We start from the raw sequence: 18,662 nt of genomic DNA, 5'->3' as shown, positions 1-18,662 counted from the left end.
CGACTGTTCCCGAGCTTGATCCACTCACCATCCGGGATACCGGGGCCGCCGGCCGGGATCGATACCACACCATCCGCGACGCAGGGTGGATCAAGCTCAGGACCCGACACGCCCCGTCGGCGAGGGTGCACCGGCGGCACGCAACAGGGCGCCGCCGGGTCACGGTGCCGCCACTGGCCGCAGGTCCGGCTCCACCACCCAGCGCGGGCCCCGCCGAGCGGGCAACCGCGGTGGGCATCCGCCCAACGCGAGCCCCAGCCGAGCGGGGTCGGTGAGAGGGGTGCCCCGCTCTACCAAAAGCGTTAACAGGGGGCCCTTCCTTACAGCCAGTTGCGGCGTTTGAAGATCAGGTAGAGGGTGCCGCAGACCAGGCCCATCATCATGACCGCGAAGAGGTACCCGAACCGCCAGTGCAGCTCCGGCATGGCGTCGAAGTTCATCCCGTAGACCGTGCCGATCAACGTCGGCGCGAAGAGGATCGCCGCCCAGGAGGAGATCTTCTTGATCTCCTCGCTCTGCTCGTAGCTGGCCGCGGTGAGGCTGCGCATCTCCTCGTTCTGCTGCTGCGAGACCAGGGTCGCGTTCACCGTCAGGATGTTCTGCAGCAGGTGCCGGAACCCGTCCACCCGCTCCACCACGTGGGTCAGGTGGTCCGAGACGTCCCGCAGCCGGCGCTGCAGCTCCTCGTCGGTGCCGTACTTGGCGAAGCCGGCGGTCAGGTTCTCCAGCACCCCGAGCAGCGGACGGGCCGCCCGCTGGAACTCGATCACCTCACGGCTCAGCTCGTAGATGCGCCGGCTCACCTTCGGGTCGCCGCCGAACACCTCGGTCTCGATCTCGTCGATGTCGTTCTCCAGCCCCGCCACCACCGGGGCGTACCCGTCGACCACCTGGTCCAGCACCGCGTAGAGCACCGCCTCCGGGCCCATCGCCAGCATCGCCGGGTCGGACTCCATCCGGCGCCGCACGGCGGCCAGGTCGGGGGCCTCACCGTGCCGGACGGTGATCACGAATCCGGGGCCGAGGAAGAGGTGCAGCTCGCTGAACTCGACGTGCTCCCGGGAGTCGACGTAGCGGGCCGCCCGCAGCACCACGAAGAGCGTCTCGCCGTACCGCTCCAGCTTGGGCCGCTGGTGCGCGGTGATCGCGTCCTCCACGGCCAGGTCGTGCAGCTTGAACTCCCGGGCCAGCGAGGCGATCTGGCCCGCGTCGGCCCGGTACAGCCCGATCCAGGCCATCGCCGCGTCCTGCTCGTGCAGGCACCGGTACGTCTCGGCGAGGCTGGCCGGGGAGGCGTAGCGCCGGCCGCCGGTGTAGACGGCGCTGTCGACCAGCCGGCTGGTCGACGCCGGGATCCCGTTGGGTGCCGGCGGGCGGGGACGCGGCCGGACCGCAGCCGAGCCGTTGGTCCAGCGTCCGATGGCGTTGGTCAGGGCGAAAGCGCGCAGCTTCGCGGGCATGAGGGGCTCCTCGGCTCCGGTGGGCGGAAGGCACGCCCCTCGGGCCGGCGACAGCTCAGCCGGTGGTGACCGCGGGGGCGGCGATGGTCGTCGAGTTGGTACTCGGAGGTTCGCTACCCATGGCGGTGACCACCTCCCTCGCCCGTCGCTCCCGGTGCGCGCAGCCCGGCCGGATCCGGGTGCGCCGGGCGGAATCCTACCCGGCGTCGGGCCGTCGCCGCGTACTCGCCGTAGTCGAATTCACGTCTGTTCACGCGGTTGTTACTCGGCGTCACAACCAGCCCCGGCGTCTGAAGATCCGGTACAGGGTGCCGCAGACCAGTCCCATCAGTACCACCGCGAAGAGGTACCCGAAGCGCCAGCCCAGCTCGGGCATGTGCTCGAAGTTCATCCCGTAGACCGTGCCGATCAGGGTCGGCGCGAAGAGGATCGCCGCCCATGCCGAGACCTTCTTGATCTCCTCGTTCTGCTCGTAGCTGGCCGCGGTCAGGCTGCGCATCTCCTCGTTCTGCTGCTGCGAGACCAGGGTCGCGTTCACCGTCAGGATGTTCTGCAGCAGGTGCCGGAACCCGTCCACCCGCTCCACCACGTGGGTCAGGTGGTCCGAGACGTCCCGCAACCGCCGCTGCAACTCCTCGTCGGCGCCGTACGCCCCGCTGCCGGCGGCGAGCACGCCGATCATGCCGAGCAGCGGTCGGGCCGCCCGTTGGAACTCGATCACCTCCCGACTGAGCTGGTAGATGCGCCGGCTGGCGTTGGGGTCGCCGCCGAACACCTCGGTCTCAATCTCGTCGATGTCGTTCTCCAGCCCCGCCACCACCGGGGCGTACCCGTCGACCACCTGGTCCAGCACCGCGTACAGCACCGCCTCCGGGCCCCGGGCCAGCACCTGCGCGTCGGCCTCCAGTCGCCGTCGGACCGCCACCAGGTCGGGCACCTCGCCGTGCCGGACCGTGATCACGAACCGGGGCCCCAGGAAGAGGTGCAGCTCGCTGAACTCGACCACCTCGTGCACGTCGTCGTAGCGGGCCGCCCGCAGCACCACGAAGAGCGTCTCGCCGTACCGTTCGAGCTTGGGTCTCTGGTGGGCGAAGATGGCGTCCTCGACGGCCAGCTCGTGCAGCTTGAACTCCCGGGCCAGCGACGCGATCTGCGCGGCCCCCGGCCGGTAGAGGCCGATCCAGGCCATCGACCCGGCCCGCTCCTGCATGCACCGGTACGTCTCGGCGAGGCTGCCCGGCGACGCGAGCCGGCGGCCGGCGGCGTAGACGGCGCTGTCGACCAGCCCGTCACCGGGCCCGGCCGGCGGCTCCCCCGGGGCACCGGGCCCGGCCGGCGAATCACCCTGGGCACCGTGCTCGTCCAGCCGACGCCCGAAGCCACCCGTCGGCAGATCCGTCATCAGGGCGCCCCCTCTCCGGTACGCCGCCCCTCGCCCTTGGCCCCCGCGCCGGTCTCGCCGACGGCGGCCAGCCGTCGGGACACCCGCACCGCCCGACTCCCCGGGACCACCACATTCTTCCGGAATCACGACCCGCGCGGGGTGCTACCCGGGCGGTTCACCACCGGCCGGGCCACGGGGACGCCGGGGAGGGAAACGGGTGCCCGAACCGTCCGGTCAGCCGGTAGGTTGCCGGCATGTCGACGTTGCGAACCGAGCTGCTGCCCGAGACCCGACGTGCGTTGCTGCACCGGCTGGCCACCGGTCAGGTGCAGGGCCGCGCGCCGTCGGTGGTCGCCGCCGTGGTGCGCGACGGTGGCCCGGCCTGGGTGCGGGGGTACGGCAGCGTGGCCGGCGACGCCGCTGTGGGCGACGCCGCTGGGGGCGGCGTCGGCGGGGGCGGCGTCGGCGGGGGCGGCGTCGGCGGGGGCGGCGTCGGCGGGGGCGGCGTCGGCGGGGGCGGCCGAGAGCCGGACGGCGACACCCAGTACCGGATCGGCTCGATCACCAAGACCATGGTGGCGACCCTGGTGATGCGGTTGCGCGACGAGGGGCGGCTCGCCCTCACCGACCCGCTCGACGCCCACCTGCCCGGCACGGCCGCCGGCCAGGCCACCATCGCCACCCTGCTGGCGCACACCGCCGGCCTGGCCGCCGAGCCGCCCGGCCCGTGGTGGGAACGCACCCCGGGCTCGCTCCGCCCCGAGCTGACCGATCTGCTCGGCACCGACGGGCCGCTGCACCCCGCCGGGCGACGCCACCACTACTCCAATCCCGGGTACGCCTTGCTCGGCGCGCTGGTCGAGCAGCTGCGCGGGCAGGCGTGGGGCGAGGTGCTGCGGCGGGAGGTGCTGGAGCCGCTCGGGATGACCCGCACCACCCTGCTGCCGGTCGCGCCGCACGCCACCGGCTGGGCGGTGCACCCCTGGGCCGACGTGCTGCTGCCCGAGCCGGCGGAGCGGACCGGCCGGATGGCACCCGCCGGTGAGCTCTGGTCCACCGCGACGGACCTGGCCCGGTTCGCCGCGTTCCTGCTCGACGGGGACGAGCGGGTGCTGCACCCGGACACCGTGGCCGAGATGCGTCGCCCGGCAAGCCCGCCGGAGGCCCACGACTGGGACGGTGGGTACGGGCTCGGCGTGCAGCTGCTGCGCCGCAACGGTCGGCTGCTGGCCGGCCACGGCGGCTCGATGCCGGGCTTCGTGGCCACGATCTGGGTGAGCGTCGACGAGGGGCTGGGCGCGGTCGCCCTGGCCAACGTGACCGCCGGTTTCGCCGTCGGCGCGCTCACCGCCGAGCTGCTGGAGACGGTCGCCGAGCGGGAGCCCCGGATCCCGGCACCCTGGCGACCCCTGCCCTCGGTCGATCCGCAGGTGCTGGCGCTGGCCGGGCCCTGGTACTGGGGCCCCTCGCCGTACGTGCTGCGCCCGCTGGCCGACGGCTTCCTGGAGCTGATGCCGCTGAGCGGCCGGCAGGGACGGGGCACCCGGCTGCGCCCCACCGGTGACGGCCGGTGGGAGGGGCTCAGCGGCTACTTCGCCGGCGAGCGGCTGCGGGTGGAGCGCGACGCCACCGGCGAGGTGACCCACCTCGACCTCGGCAGTTTCGTCTTCACCCGGCAGCCCTACGACCCGGCGGCACCGGTGCCCGGCGGCGTCGACCCGGCGGGCTGGCAGGCCGGCTGACCCCGGCGCGGGTGCCCCGTCTCGCCACCGCGGCCAGGGTGACGCCCTGGCCGCCCGGCCGGTGAGAGGGGTTCCCCGCTATACAAAAAGCGTTAAGAAGGGGCCCTTCCTTTCACGTCAGCGGCTGATCAGGCTGCGTAGGCGGCTCCGGATCCGTTGGCGCAGGCTTACCGGTTTCGGGGCCGCCGGCACCACGGGAGCGGTGCCGTCGGCGGGGATCCGGACCGGTTTGGGCAGCTTGACGTCCATGGTCCAGCCACAGTTGTGGATCCGGGCCTTCAGCACCCACTGGCCCTGCGTCCGGCCACTGTTGAAGGTGCCGAAGTCGATGGTCGCGGTGCTGCGGTGCACGAGCTGGAACGCCCCGGGCGGGCCGTCCGGCACACCGACGCGTTCGGTGCGGGTCTCCACCGGGAGGAAGATCTCCTCCTTGGTCTCCTTGCGCCAGGCGAGCAGATCCATCTTGGCCCGCCCCACCTCGACGGTGGAGTCCACCCGGTCCGGGTCGATCTCGGGCACCGGCAACGCGAGCAGGTCCCGCCCGTCGGCCTCGACGAAGGTGACCGGCCGGTCGCCGGAGAGCAGGTGCCCGGAGACGGTCACCGACAGGACGTGACCGGCCAGGTCCCGCCGGTCCAGGGTGGCGCTGGCGCGTACCCCGGTCTCCCACTCGGCCAGGGTCCGCAGGTCGCTGAGGCGACCCCGCTCGGCCAGGAACGCCACGGCGCGCTGCCGGGGCGGCAGCCCGGCGGCGACCCCGGGCGCGAACCTCTTGGTGATGATGTCGCGGACCTCGCGGGCGACCTCGGCCACCCAGTCCTCGGGGGCCTCCAGCATCGGCTTGCCGGAGAGCCGGCTGATCATCTCGTTGCGCAGCCACCGCCGGTGCAACCGGTCGCGCAGCGCACCGGGCTCGGTGTACCTGTCGACGATGTCGAGCGCCTCGCGCAGGTTGGTGTAGTAGCCCGCCGGCTCCATCCGCACGGCGGTGACGTTGCCGGCGTCCTGCCGGCGGATGTGGTGGTAGCAGGCGTAGTCGGAGAGCACGCAGACCCGGCTGGCCAGCAGGAACGCCCGGATGACGAAGACGTGGTCCTCCAGCCGTCGCCGCCCCTCCGGGAAGCGCAGCTCGTGCGCCAGCAGGAAGGACCGCCGGAACAGCTTGTGGCAGGTCATGCTGTCGACAAGCGGCGCGTCGGCCAGGGTCACCCCGAACCGGTTCTTCCGGAACAGCTCCCGGGGCACGCCCCGCCCGTGACCGACCATCTTGCCGACCACGATCTCGCTGTCGTGCTCCGTGGCGCAGGCGTACAGGCGCTCCAGGGCCTCGTCGCCGAACCAGTCGTCGTCGTCGGCGAAGAAGACGTACTCGCCGCGGGCCCGCTCGATGCCGATGTTGCGCGGGCGCGACGGCCAACCGGAGTTCTCGATGTGCACCACGTGGAAGTGCGGGTGCTCGGCCGCCAGCTCGTCCAGCCGGGCGGGCGTCTCGTCGGTCGAGCCGTCGTCGACGACGATCACCTCGAACTCCTCCGCCGGCAACGACTGGCGCAGCAGCGAGGAGATCAGTTTCTCGATGTGCGGTCCCGGGTTGTAGGCCGGCACCACGACACTGATCTTGGGCGCGTTCGTAGCGATGGTCATGCTCTCTTTCTGAGCGGTGATCGTCTTCACCGGGTCGGACGCTCAACGAGGGCGACCGGTTGCGGGTGTCGCCACGGGGTGCGATCCGGAGTGGACGGGACTCCGACCTACCGGGTAGCGCGCGTCACGACGCGCGCGGCCCTGGGTGATGGTAGACCCACCGCGCGGTGCCCGTTGCCCCACACCGGACCGGATTGAGCGCGCCCTGACGGGGAAGGGATAGCCGGTACGCACCCGGCCCCGGAAGAGGACCAGAGATGAGCCAGAACCAGTACGAGTCGCAGGATCCGCAGGAGCAGTACCGTTCCCCGGAAGAGCAGTCAGGCGGGCAGCAGGAGCCCCCAGGAAAGACCAGCCGGATGCCGGACGAGCCGGACCACGGCGAGGAGTCGTACCAGGGCACGGGCAAGTTGACCGATCGACGCGCGGTGATCACCGGCGGCGACTCGGGGATCGGCCGGGCGGTCGCCCTGGCGTACGCGCGCGAGGGCGCCGACGTGCTCTTCACGTACCTGCCCGAAGAGGAGGAGGACGCCCGGGAGACGGTACGGCTGGTGCGGGAGGCCGGCCGTAGGGCGGTGGCGGTGGCCGGCGACATCCGTGACGAGGAACACTGCCAGGCCGTCATCGAGCAGGCGGTGAGCGAGCTGGGCGGGCTGGACATCCTGGTCAACAACGCCGCGTACCAGATGGCCCAGGAGGGCGGTCTGCTGGACATCACCACCGAGCAGCTCGACCGGGTCTTCAAGACCAACCTGTACGCGATGTTCTGGCTGAGCAAGGCCGCCGTGCCGCACATGAAGGAGGGCGCGACGATCATCAACACCGCCTCGATCCAGGCGTACCAGCCCTCGTTCCAGCTGCTCGACTACGCCACCACCAAGGCGGGCATCGTCAACTTCACCAAGGCGCTGGCGGAGAACCTGGCCGACCGGGGTATCCGGGTGAACTGCGTCGCACCGGGGCCGATCTGGACGCCGTTGATCCCGGCCACCATGCCGGAGAAGAAGGTCGAGTCGTTCGGCGGCGACACCCCGCTGGGCCGGGCCGGGCAGCCGGCCGAGCTGGCGCCGGCGTACGTCTTCTTCGCCGCCGGAGAGTCCAGCTACATCACCGGTGAGGTGCTCGGGGTCACCGGCGGCAAGCCGCTGAGCTGAGTTACCCACGTCTCGGTGGGAACGGCGCGGAGCAGGCATGGATTCCGACTACCCAGGGTAAGTCTGGACCATGACGCCGCTCCGCACGTCTCCTCCCGCGCCCGACGCGGTCGAAGTGCAACGCTGGACGTTGACCAGCGGAGCCGAACTACGTGACCTCCGCGTGGCCATCCACCGGGAGCTGACCGGCAACGCCCTGGTCGACGGCGAGCAGATGCACGAGGTGCCCGAGCAGATGGCGTTGGTGGCGACGGAACTCGCCACCAACGCCCTGCGGCACGGGCTGCCGCCGACCATCGTCCGGCTGCTGCGCGCCGACGACTGCCTGGTCCTCGACGTGGCCGACCACGACCTGACCCCGCTGCCGGAGCTCTCCGACACCCTGCCGGAGGGCTCGGGCGGCCGGGGACTGCTGCTGGCCCGCAGCTTCTCCGTCGACGTCGGCTGGTACGCCACCGAGACCACCAAGCACATCTGGGCCACCTTCCCCCGCCGGGCCGACCACTCCACGAGCTGACCGTCGGGCCCGCGACGCGCCCCGGTCAGGCCGGCGCCGGCGCCGGACGGTACGCCGCGATGGGGTTACGCAGCGTGCCGACGAACTGCAGCGCGGCCGACGGGTCGGCGAGATCCACCATCTGCCGGTTGTTGCGCAACTGGAGGCGGTTGAGGCAGGAGAGCGCGAACTCCTCGACGAAGAGGTCGTACCGGTCGAAGCGCTCGGCCAGGTGCGGCACCCGGTCGCGGTAGGCGAGCGCGCACTCGGCGACGGTCCGCCAGAACTCCTCCCCGGTGAGCACCCCGGCCCCGGTGAGCACGGCGTCGAGGTGACGCAGGAAACAGTCGAAGACGTCGGTGAAGATCGCCAGCAGGCGTTCCGACTCCGGCACCCGTACCTGGATCCGCCCGACCAGCGGCGGCAGTTCGGCGTCCGGGTCGAAGACCACGATCTCCTCGGCGATGTCCTTGAAGATCACCCGCTGCACGACGCCGTCCTCAAGGACCAGGATGACGTTCTCCCCGTGCGGCATGAACGCCAGGTCGTGGGCGTAGAAGGCGTGCAGCAGCGGGGTCAGGTACGCGTCCAGGTAGCGGCGCAGCCACTCCGCCGGGGTCAGTCCGGACTCCTCGATCAACGCCACCGCCAACGAGCCGCCGGCGGAGTCGACGTGCAGCAGGGAGGCCATGGTGGCCAGCCGCCGCCCCGGCTCCAGGCCCGGCACCGGGCTCTCCCGCCAGAGCGCGGCCAGCATCTTCCGGTACGGCGAGTACCGGTCGGTGGCCGCCTCGTACTGCCGGTGGTGGTAGCCGACGGCGGCCCGCTCCCGCAGGATCGACAGCCCGGTGGCCCGGAACACCTCGTCGCCGGCGATCAGCCCGGCCAGCCAGTCGTTGATCGCCGGGGTGGCCGCCATGTACGCCGCCGAGAGCCCCCGCATGAAGCCCATGTTCAGCACCGAGATCGCCGTCTTGACGTAGTCCCGGTGCGGGGAGGTGGCGTTGAAGAAGGTACGCACCGACTGCTGGGCGAGGTGCTCGTCCTCCCCGGCGCCGAGGCAGACCAGCCGCCGCGTGGCCACCTCACCGGCGAAGGTCACCGACAGCTTGTTCCACCACTGCCAGGGGTGCACCGGGATGAGGTGGTAGTCGGCCAGGTCCAACCCGAGCCCCGCCATGGACGCGGCGAACCGGGCAAGCGTCGGCTCCCCCAGCTCGGCCCGGATGTGGCTGTCGTAGTCCAGGTCGGCGGCGCAGCTGAACGTGGAGTGCTCGCGCTGGGCGGCCAGCCAGATCAGCTCGACGCGGGCGGCGGCCTCCGGGGCGTACCGGTGCTGGTCGTGGCTGCCGAAGCCGAGCCGGCCGCTGTTGGCCACGAAGCACGGGTGGCCCTCGGTCATGCCGGCCTCGACGGCCTGGAAGTCCGCGCGGGACAGCGTGGCCGCGTCGGGTGCGGGCCGGTGCAGGCGGAACGCGGCGCTGGCCAGGGTGGCGCTGATCTCCTCCAGGTAGACCGGCAGGATCTCGTCGGTCAGCCCGAGCGCGCCCCGCAGCTCGGTGCAGAGTTCCACCGCGTCCAGCGGCAGCTCCTCGTCCCCCCGCCAGCGGGTGATGCTCGCCGGATCGATCAGCCAGTGCTCCAGCGCCAGCCGCCGGGCCGCGAACCGGTACGTCACGCTCCCGTCGTCACCCCCCACCTCGTACTGCAAGGAAGGGCCCCCTGTTATCGCTTTCTGTTGTACAAGGGGCCCTTCCTTGCAGGTGGGGGTGATGAGGCGTTCGTGGGCGAACTCGGCGAGGGCCTTGCGGACCAGGTGCCGGTTGGCGGTGGCCCAGTGCTCCGGCGTCAGGTGCGCGACGGCGTCGACGGGGTTCACGCGGGCATCTCTCCTTCGTAGCGGGCCTGGAAGTCGGCGCGGGTGCAGGTGCTGAGCAGGGCTTCCTTGTCGGGCAGCGCGACGGTGCCGACGACGGTGAAGCCGACGGCGGCGTTCAGCGCCTGCACGGCGGTGTTGCGCACGTCCGGCTCGACCACCACCCGCCGCACGGTCGGGTCGGCGAAGAGCCAGGCCATCACCGTGGTGATCACGGCCAGGGTGAAGCCGGAGACCGGTTGCTCGGCCGGCGCGCAGAGGAAGTGCATCCCCACGTCACCCTCCTGCCGGTCGTAGCGGCCGACCAGTTCGACGTGCGCCGGGTCGTACCGCTCGGCCAGGAACGCCGGCCGGCCGTCCCAGAGCCCCAGGTACGCCTCGTGGTGCGGATGCGCGGCGATCCGCCGGTACTCGGCCACCACGGCGGCCAGGTCGGCCTCCTGCATCAGCCAGAAGGCGGCCTTCGGGTGGGTCACCCAGCGGTGCAGCACCGGGGCGTCGGCCACCGGGTCGAGCGGGCGCAGGGCGAACGCGCCGAGCCGGCGGTCGACCCGCCGGAAGGTCTCCGCCGTCACGACGCCGCCTGACCGGGTACGCCGAACTCCTGGAAGGCGATGCTCTGCTCGATCGGGTAGTGCTCCCGGCCGAGCAGCTCCCGGATGATCCACGAGTTGCGGTACGGCCCCATGCCCAGGTCCGGTGAGGTGATGCTGTGCGTGTGGGTGCCGCCGTTCTGCAGGAAGACCTCCCGCCCGGTGTGGTCGACGCTGTAGTTGCGGGCCACGTCGAAGCGGCCGTGCGAGTCGAAGCGGAGCCGCTCGGCGATGCCGGTCAGGAACTCCGGCACCTCGTGCCGGTAGCCGGTGGCCAGCACCAGCCCCTCGGTGTCCAGGGTGAACTCGCGGTCCTGTTCGGTCTGCCGCAGGCGCAGCGTGTACTGCCCGTCGTGGTGCTCGGCCCGGGTCAGCTCGGTGTTGGTGAGCAGCCGGGTGTCCACCGGCCCGGTGACGCTGCGGGCGTAGAGCAGGTCGAAGATGTCGTTGATCAGGTCGGAGTTGATCCCCTTGAAGAGGTTCTTCTGCTCGGCCTCCAGCCGGTAGCGGGTCGGCTCGGGCAGGGCGTGGAAGTAGTCCACGTAGTCCGGTGAGGTCATCTCCAGGGTGAGCTTGGTGTACTCCAGCGGGAAGAACCGGGGCGAGCGGGTCACCCAGTTCAGCTGGTAGCCGTACTCGTCCTGGTCGGTGAGCAGGTCGTGGTAGATCTCCGCCGCGCTCTGGCCGCTGCCGACCACGGTGACGCTGCGCCGGGCCCGCAGCGCCGCCCGGTTCGGCAGGTACGCCGAGCTGTGCACCAGGTCCCCGCCGAGGTCCCGGACGGCCGGCGGCAGGTACGGCGGGGTGCCGGTGCCGAGCACCAGGTGCCGGGCGGCGAACGTGGTGGTCTCCCCGGTGGCCACCACGGTGGCGGTCACCGTGTAGCACTCCTCGGCGGCGTCGTAGCGCACGTCGGTCACCCGGTGGCCGAAGAAGACAGTGGAGAGCTTCCCGGCGGCCCAGCGGCAGTAGTCGTTGTACTCGTTGCGCAGCGGGTAGAAGCTCTCCCGGATGTAGAACGGGTAGAGCCGGCCGCGTTCCTTCAGGTAGGCCAGGAAGGAGTACGGCGAGGTCGGGTCGGCCAGGGTGACCAGGTCGGCCAGGAACGGGGTCTGCAGCCGGGTGCCGGCCAGCAGCATCCCCGGGTGCCAGTCGAAGTCCGGCCGGGCCTCCAGGAACACCCCGTCCAGGTCGGTGAGGGGTTCGGTGAGGCAGGCCAGCCCCAGGTTGTACGGCCCGAGGCCGATGGCGACGAAGTCGTGGCGGGACATGGGGTGCTCCAGGCGAGTACGGGTGGTCATCCGACGGGGCAGGTGAGCGCGGCGGGCCGGTGCTCGCGGACGTACCGGCGGGCGTGGGCGGCGACCAGGTCCAGCACGTACGCGATGTCCGAGCCGGTGGTCTCCGGGTTGAGCAGGGTGAACTTGAGGTACTGCCGACCGTCGACGACGGTGCCGGCGACCATCCCGGCGCCGGAGGCGGCCAGCGCCTGCCGGGCGTACCGGTTGGCGTCGTCGACCAGCTCCGCCCCGGCCCCGTCGGGGCCGTCGAGGCCGTCGACCAGTTCGTCGGTCTCCCCGGTCGGCTGCCAGCGGAAGACCACGGTGCTGAGCTGGGAGCGGGTCACCACCTGGAAGCGGGGGTCGGCGTCGAGCATCCGCCACGCCTCGGCGGCCCGCTCCACCACCTCGTCGAAGAGTTCACCGAGCGCGTCCGCCCCCATGATCCGCAGGGTGAGCCAGAGCTTGAGCGCGTCGAAGCGGCGGGTGGTCTGCAGGCTCTTGTCGACCTGGTTGGGGATGCGTTCGGCCACCGCGCGGGCCGGGTTCAGGTAGTCGGCGTGGTACGTCGCGTGCCGCAGGGTCGTTCCGTCGCGGACCAGCAGGGCGCTGGAGGAGACCGGCTGGAAGAAGGACTTGTGGTAGTCCACGGTCACCGAGTCGGCCCGCTCGATGCCGTCGAGCAGGTGCCGGCGGGTCGGCGAGACCAGCAACCCGCAGCCGTACGCGGCGTCGACGTGCAGCCGTACCCCGGTGGTGGCGCAGACGTCGGCGATTGCCGGCAGCGGATCGATCGAGCCGAAGTCGGTGGTGCCGGCGGTGGCGACCACGGCCATCACCACCAGGCCCTGGCGTTGGCAGCGCTCGACCTCGCGGGCGAGGGCGGCGGGGTCCATCCGGCGGGTGGCGTCGGTGGGCACGGTGACCACCGCGTCCGGGGCGAGGCCGAGCAGGGTGGCCGACTTCTGCACGCTGAAGTGCCCGGCGGCGGAGGCGAGGATCCGCAGCCGGGGCAGCAGCTCGGCCCGCGCCGTCCCGACCGTGGCCGGGCCGACGGTCGGGCCGAGGGTGGCCGGGCTCCGGTCCGGGCCGGCGGCACCGGCGCGGGCCGGGCCGGTGCCGGCGCGGGCGATGGCGCTGGTGATGGCCTCCTCGCGGGCGATCAGCAGGGCCTGCAGGTTCGACTGGGTGCCGCCGCTGGTGAAGACTCCGTCGGCGGCCGGGCCGAGGCCGATCCGGCCGGCGGTCCAGTCGATCAGGCGACGCTCGATCAGGGTCGCCCCGGCGCTCTGGTCCCAGGTGTCCACCGAGGAGTTGACCGCGCTCAGGATGGCCTCGCCGAGCAGGGCCGGGATCACCACCGGGCAGTTCAGGTGGGCCAGGTAGCGGGGGTGGTGGAACCAGACGGCGTCGCGCAGGTACAGCTCCTCCAGCTCGTCCAGCGCCGCCGTGGGCTCACCGAGCGGGGTGTCCAGGTCCACCGCGTCGACCTCGCCGGCCAACCGGTCCGGGCTGATCCCGGTGAACGGCCGGTCGACGCCGGCCACCCGGGTCGCCACCCGGTCGACGCCGCTGGCCAGGATCCGCCGGTACTGCGCCACCGACCCGTCGTTGAACAGGTGCGCGCGGGCCGTGGTGGCCCCGACGGGCTGCCCGGAAACGGTCATGAAAGTTCCTCCACGATCTACAGTGGACATACGTCGGCCGGCGTCACCCCTGGTTGCCGACCCGGAGCCCGGGACTTCGACACGCGTTCCGACCAGGGGCAGCCGGCGACAGCGACTTAGGTTAACCTAACCTAAGGCCTTGTCAAGGCCATCCGACACTCCGAGGCACGGGAGCTAACACTGTCCGTCACCGCCGACCACCTGCCCCCGGACGCGCCCGGCGTCCCGCACGTCCTGCGGGACCCGCACGGCATCCCGCAGCTGCGCGCCGCCGACCACCTCACCCTGGCGTACGCCCAGGGTCGGGCCACCGCCCTGGACCGGGCCTGGCAGCTCGAGGTGGAGCGGCACCGGGCCCAGGGCACCAGCGCCACCTTCCTCGGTGTGACGGCTGTGGAATGGGACACCTTCGCCCGCCGGGCCCGGCTGGCCGACACCGCCCGCCGCTGCCACGCCAACCTCGACCCGGAGACCGCCGCCTGGGTCGGCGCGTACGTCGACGGGGTCAACGCCGGGCTCACCGCCGGTGCCCAGCGGGCCCCCGAGTTCGCCGCCACCGGGCTCCGCCCCGGGCGGTGGGAACCGTGGGTGCCGTTGGCGCTCTGGCTGTCGGCGCACATCCTCTTCGCCGGCTTCCCCGGCAAGCTCTGGCGTACCGAGGTCGCCCGCCACCTCGGCGACGCCGCGATCGACCTCTTCGCCGTCGACGGGCCGGCCACCGCCGGCAGCAACGGCTGGCTGATCACCGGCGAACGGACCGCCACCGGCGGCCCGCTGATCGCCGGCGACCCGCACCGGATCGCCGAGGACCCCAACGTCTACCAGCAGGTCCGGCTCACCTGCCCGGAGTACGACGTGGTCGGCCTCGCCGTGCCCGGGGTGCCCGGCATCGCCCACTTCGGCCACGCCGGCCCGGTCGCCTGGGCGATCACCAACGCGATGGCCGACTACCAGGACCTGTACGCCGAACGGCTGCGCCGCACCCCCACCGGCGTCCAGGCCCTCGGCCCCGACGGCTGGGCGGACGCGACGGCCCACGTCGAGACGATCGAGGTGGCCGACGCCGACCCGGTCCAGATCGAAGTGCTCGAAACCGAACGCGGCCCCATCATCATCGGCGGCCTACCCGATGGCCCCACCGGCCTGCCGGCCAACGCCGATGGCCCGCCCGCTGGTTCCGCCGACGGGGCGACCGGCGGCGGCCTCGATCGCGCGTCCACCGGCTCCGAAGGGGCGGATAGCGGCGGTCTCGACGGCGGGGCCGGCGACCGCCCGGCGGCGATCAGTCTCCGTTACCCACCCCGGGTCCGGGGCGAGCTGGGCTTCGCGGTGCTGCCGGCGCTGCTGCGGGCGCGGACCGTGGCCGACGTCGACCGGGCCCTCGACGGCTGGGCGGAACCGGTAAACGTGGTCCTCGCCGCCGACACCGAAGGCGGCCTGCTGCACCGGGTCGCCGGGGCGGTCCCCGTCCGGCACCGGGACAACGGCCGACGGGTGGTGCCGGCCTGGGAGCCCGGGTACGCCTGGCAGGGCTGGCACGCCCCGATGGCCCGCGCCGAGGTCGACGGCATCGCCGTGATGGCCAACCAACGCGGGCTGGCCACGCCGTACGGGGTGGAGTTCGCCCCGCCGTACCGGGCCGACCGGATCGCCGAGTTGCTCGACGCGGGCACCGACTGGACGGCCGAACGGATGGCCGAGATCCACACCGACACGTACCTGCCCTCGGCACAGCCGCTGCTGACCCGCCTCGCCGGCCTCGACGGGCTCACCCCCGCAGCCGCCGCGCTCCGGGACCGGCTGCTGGCCTGGGACCGGCGGATGACCGCCGACAGCGCCGACGCCGCCGCGTACGCGACCGTCCGGCACGCCGTCGTACGCCATCTCGCCGGCCAACCGCCACTGGCCGGGCTGGCCGGGCCGCTGCCGTACCCGGAGGTGTTCCGGCCCTGGCTGGCGCTGACCTCGCGGGTCGGGTTCGCGCTGAACCCGTTGCTTGCCGGCGCGACGCTGCCCGAGCTGGACCGGGACGCGGCGCTGCGGGCCGGACTGGAGCAGGCCGTCGCCGACCTGGAGCCCGGGGTGGTCTGGGGCGACCGGCACCGGCCCGCGCCGTGGCGGGTGCCGGCCGGGCCGCCCGAGGAGTTCCCCGGGCTCGCCGGCGACCACGACTGCGTGCTCTCCACCTCCAGCGTCCCCGGCGTCACCGACCTGGCGTTCCGGGTACCGGTGGCCCGCTACGTCTGGGACCTGCACGACCGGGCGGCCAGCCGGTGGGTGGTGCCGTTCGGGGCCAGCGGCGTCCCCGGCGACCCGCACCACCGCGACCAGCTCCCGCACTGGGCGGCCGGCGACCTACTGCCCGTGGTCACCGACTGGGGCCGGCTCGGCTCCACCACGGACGTGCCCGGCTTCGGGCAGGTCACCATCCGGCCGGTCGACCCGGTCGCCGACGTGGAGCTGATCCACTCCTGGGTCGGTCAGGAACGGGCCCGCTTCTGGGGGATGCGCGGCCTGGACCGGGAACGGGTAGGCGAGATCTACGCGTACCTGGACTCGCTCGACACCCACCACGCGTACCTGCTGCGGCTCGACGGGGTGCCGGTGGCGCTCTTCCAGACGTACCAGCCCGAGCACGACCCGGTCGGTGAGTGCTACGACGTCCGCCCCGGCGACTTCGGCATCCACCTGATGATCGGCCCGCCTCCGCCCGACGGGGTCCAACCCGGCTTCACCGGCACGCTGCTGCGCGTCTTCCTCGACTTCGTGCTCAGCACCCCGGGCCGGACCCGGCTCCTCGCCGAGCCGGACGCCCGCAACGATCGGGCCATCGCCCGGCTGGTCGGTGCCGGTTTCGTCCCCGGCCCGCAGATCGACCTACCGGAGAAACGCGCCCAACTCCTCTTCCTCGATCCCGCCACCCGCTACCCGGCCTGCCCCGACCCGGCAACAGCCGAGGAAAACTCATGAATTGCCAGCTCAGAGGCCATGTCGATCGCAAAACTCCCTCGTTTCGTTGGCACCCCGATGTCAGACCCGTCCGTAGACTGGACGCATGGCCGCCTCCGCCCATGACATCGCCGCCGAACTTCGCCGCCGCCTTCCCGGCCTCGGGGCCAAGAAGCTGCACAAGCTGCTGTATTACTGCCAGGGCCACCATCTCGCCACCTTCGACCGACCGCTGTTCGGTGAGACGATCGCTGCCTGGGACATGGGCCCGGTCGTCGCCGCCCTGTGGCGCGACGAGAAGAACCAGCAACCCCCACCACCTCGTCGAGGGCTGGGCGAGGCCGAGCTCAACACCATCGGGTACGTGATCTCCCGGTACGGCAAGCTGACCGGCAACGATCTGGAGAACCTCAGCCACGGCGAGCGCCCCTGGCAACTCGCCGACAGCAACCGGAGTCCTCAGGCCAGCGCCACCATCCGTAACGAGTGGATCCGGGACTATTTCGCCACCACCGGTGCTCCGACTTCCGACGCGGAGGAACCGGTGTTCGACAGCGAGCGCCTGCACGAGTGGCTCGCTGAATCGGTGACCGATGAGCGGCCCGCCAACCCGGACAACCTCGATTCACTCCGGGCGAGGTTCACCAGCAGTGTCTGATCCATCACTATGGCACCTCCGTGGTTTCGAGCAGCACCTTGATCTGTGGATCAGCACCCAGCAACCCGATCAGGATTTGATCAACCTGGTGACGGCATGGGTGCTGTCCCGCTTCGAAGACCCTTACCAGGGAGTCCGAAGGGAGCCCGGCTTCTCGAACCTGTGGTGGGGCCACGTACCGCTCTCGATTTCCGACGGCGAGGTGGTGGTGTGCTCGTATGTCATCGAGGAAGCGAATCGCACAGTGACCTGCAAGTCGATCATGCCGCTCTCCTGGCCCACCTGAACAACCGCCTCAAGATCGACTTCCGATGGTTTCGGCCGCAAGGAAGATCGCAGACACTCCTGTCTCACGGGAGCGGGCAAGATGGCCCCGCGCATGGCGAGGGGCAAGCGATGCCGCCATTCGTGATCTTCGACGAGCGGTGGATTTACGACAGCGCATGGGCTCGGCTCGGCGAAATGCGCGGCGTGACGTTGCGGATGCTCTGGGTGTAGCGTCCGAAGTGGTGGGCCCGCTGGAATAATTCGATGGGCCACCGTTCGAGCGGTCCAATGGAGGGTGTCGTGTCGCCCATCGCCGATCCTCGTTTCGGTGCCGAGATGCGTCGGTTGCGTTCCGGTGCACGGCTCTCGCTGCGCGCGTTGGCGCCTGTGGTGTACCAGAGCAAGAGTCAACTTCATGATCTGGAAGCCGGACGGCGGCAGCCGAGTGCGGACGTGGCGCAACGGCTGGATGATGCCCTCGGTGCGGATGGTCGGTTGGCCGTGTTGGCTCGGCCGTTGAGGTTGCCGGACGATGGTGCCTACCGGATCGCCTTCGCTGCCGGCCATCCGACCCGGACCGATCCGGCGACGGTCGACGCGCTGGCGGCGCTGTTGGCCAGTCACCGTCGGCTCGATGACGTTCTCGGTGCGGCGGCGGTCATGCCAGCGGTGCAGGCCAACCTGGATCTGGTCAGCCGGATGGTCAGCGAGGCACACGATGAGATGCGCATCCAGTTGATCGGCCAGGCGGCGCAGTGGGCGCAGTTCGCAGGGTGGTTGGGCATCGCCACTGGTGATCACGTGTGGTCGCGGCACTGGCTGAATCAGGCGTTGGAGTGGGCCGTGGAGAGCGGTCATGACGCGCTGCTGGGCACGGTGCTGTCGTTCCGGGCGGATCTGGCCGGGCAGTCCGGCGACGTGGGTGCGTTGCTTGGGGTCACCCGGGCGGCGTTGGGCAGGTCGGGTATGTCGCCGGGGCAGATCGCGTACGACCACTACCAGTTGGCTCGGGCGTACGTCCTGGTTGGTGACCGGCAGGCGGCGGTCAGTACGGCGGTGGCGGCCGATGATCGGGCGATTGCCGCGCTGGAGTACCAGGGGGAAATGCCGCCGTGGGACTACTACCGGGACCGGGCGTTCTTCGATCTGGAATCCGGGACCACCCGGGCGGTGTTAGGTGAGCATCAGCGGGCGGTGGAGTTGCTGACCGCAGGGCTTGCCGGGCTGGACGCCGATTCGGCGTCGGCTGACTGGACCGGCACGTACGTGTGTCAGCTTGCCGCCGCGCAGTTGGCGATCGGTGAGCGCGACGGCGCGGCGCAGTCGGTGGAGTGGGTCCGGGCCATCGCTGCGCGGAACCGATCCGGCCGGCTGTCCGCTCTTGTCCGCAAGACGGTGTGTGGGGTCAGTCTCCGGTAGGTGACCGGGCTACCGTCGAGGTGGTGGCTGGTTGCCGCCGCCGTCCCGACCCCGTACCCGGGAGCTTTCG

At 71.7% G+C, this 18,662-nt stretch carries 14 protein-coding genes and 1 pseudogene; 7 read left to right on the top strand and 8 right to left on the bottom strand.

From position 1 onward, the window contains the following. Window positions 1-320 precede the first annotated feature (320 nt). Entirely contained in the window at window positions 321-1,460 is a 1,140-nt protein-coding gene (locus GA0070617_RS03495; protein WP_091433872.1) for a magnesium and cobalt transport protein CorA, read from the bottom strand. A gap of 271 nt (window positions 1,461-1,731) precedes the next feature. Continuing rightward, a complete protein-coding gene (locus GA0070617_RS03490) occupies window positions 1,732-2,862 on the bottom strand; it encodes a magnesium and cobalt transport protein CorA (protein ID WP_091433871.1) in 1,131 nt (376 codons plus the stop codon). A gap of 236 nt (window positions 2,863-3,098) precedes the next feature. Here GA0070617_RS03490 and GA0070617_RS03485 point away from each other — a divergent pair, with 236 nt between their 5' ends. Beyond that, entirely contained in the window at window positions 3,099-4,586 is a 1,488-nt protein-coding gene (locus GA0070617_RS03485; protein ID WP_091433870.1) for a serine hydrolase domain-containing protein, read from the top strand. 117 nt (window positions 4,587-4,703) lie between these two features. On the opposite strand, the gene GA0070617_RS03480 is transcribed toward GA0070617_RS03485, so the two are convergent. Next, complete coding sequence (locus GA0070617_RS03480) at window positions 4,704-6,230, bottom strand: glycosyltransferase family 2 protein (protein WP_091433869.1); 1,527 nt, start codon at window positions 6,228-6,230, stop codon at window positions 4,704-4,706. A 257-nt stretch (window positions 6,231-6,487) separates the two neighbouring features. Between GA0070617_RS03480 and GA0070617_RS03475 the strand changes: the two genes are divergently transcribed. Continuing rightward, a complete protein-coding gene (locus GA0070617_RS03475) occupies window positions 6,488-7,387 on the top strand; it encodes an SDR family oxidoreductase (RefSeq protein WP_091433868.1) in 900 nt (299 codons plus the stop codon). Window positions 7,388-7,457: 70 nt separating this feature from the next. Further along, window positions 7,458-7,904, top strand: a complete 447-nt coding sequence (locus GA0070617_RS03470) for an ATP-binding protein (protein WP_091433867.1) — start codon at window positions 7,458-7,460, stop codon at window positions 7,902-7,904. Window positions 7,905-7,929: 25 nt separating this feature from the next. On the opposite strand, the gene GA0070617_RS03465 is transcribed toward GA0070617_RS03470, so the two are convergent. From GA0070617_RS03465 to GA0070617_RS31245, 5 genes are all read right to left on the bottom strand, one after another. Next, window positions 7,930-9,762 (bottom strand): IucA/IucC family protein, encoded by a 1,833-nt coding sequence (locus GA0070617_RS03465; RefSeq protein WP_091433866.1) that lies wholly within the window; start codon window positions 9,760-9,762, stop codon window positions 7,930-7,932. Next, complete coding sequence (locus tag GA0070617_RS03460) at window positions 9,759-10,334, bottom strand: GNAT family N-acetyltransferase (RefSeq protein WP_091433864.1); 576 nt, start codon at window positions 10,332-10,334, stop codon at window positions 9,759-9,761. Before GA0070617_RS03460 ends, GA0070617_RS03465 begins: the two co-directional genes overlap by 4 nt. Then, entirely contained in the window at window positions 10,331-11,623 is a 1,293-nt protein-coding gene (locus tag GA0070617_RS03455; RefSeq protein WP_091433862.1) for a lysine N(6)-hydroxylase/L-ornithine N(5)-oxygenase family protein, read from the bottom strand. Before GA0070617_RS03455 ends, GA0070617_RS03460 begins: the two co-directional genes overlap by 4 nt. Before the next feature lie 26 nt (window positions 11,624-11,649). Next, window positions 11,650-13,299 (bottom strand): pyridoxal phosphate-dependent decarboxylase family protein, encoded by a 1,650-nt coding sequence (locus tag GA0070617_RS03450; RefSeq protein ID WP_091433860.1) that lies wholly within the window; start codon window positions 13,297-13,299, stop codon window positions 11,650-11,652. 174 nt (window positions 13,300-13,473) lie between these two features. After that, a complete protein-coding gene (locus tag GA0070617_RS31245) occupies window positions 13,474-13,650 on the bottom strand; it encodes a hypothetical protein (protein ID WP_229688402.1) in 177 nt (58 codons plus the stop codon). On the opposite strand from GA0070617_RS31245, the gene GA0070617_RS03445 reads away from it, so the two are divergent. The 4 genes and pseudogenes from GA0070617_RS03445 to GA0070617_RS03430 all read left to right on the top strand — a co-directional run. Next, on the top strand, window positions 13,585-16,269 hold the full coding sequence (locus GA0070617_RS03445) for a GNAT family N-acetyltransferase (protein ID WP_229688413.1): 2,685 nt from the start codon (window positions 13,585-13,587) through the stop codon (window positions 16,267-16,269). The two genes, GA0070617_RS31245 and GA0070617_RS03445, sit on opposite strands and share 66 nt — an antisense overlap. A gap of 85 nt (window positions 16,270-16,354) precedes the next feature. Next, complete coding sequence (locus GA0070617_RS03440) at window positions 16,355-16,906, top strand: Panacea domain-containing protein (protein WP_091433856.1); 552 nt, start codon at window positions 16,355-16,357, stop codon at window positions 16,904-16,906. Further along, window positions 16,899-17,192 carry a hypothetical protein gene (locus GA0070617_RS03435; RefSeq protein ID WP_091433854.1) on the top strand — a complete coding sequence of 98 codons (294 nt, stop codon included), beginning with the start codon at window positions 16,899-16,901 and terminating at the stop codon, window positions 17,190-17,192. Before GA0070617_RS03440 ends, GA0070617_RS03435 begins: the two co-directional genes overlap by 8 nt. Window positions 17,193-17,422: 230 nt before the next feature. Then, window positions 17,423-18,592 (top strand): annotated as a pseudogene (locus GA0070617_RS03430) (helix-turn-helix domain-containing protein); the annotation flags it as partial. Between the last annotated feature and the right edge of the window lie 70 nt (window positions 18,593-18,662).

Origin of the sequence: Micromonospora yangpuensis (genome assembly GCF_900091615.1) — a bacterium.
Lineage (GTDB): Bacteria > Actinomycetota > Actinomycetes > Mycobacteriales > Micromonosporaceae > Micromonospora > Micromonospora yangpuensis.
This window is presented reverse-complemented; position numbering and strand designations above follow the sequence as displayed.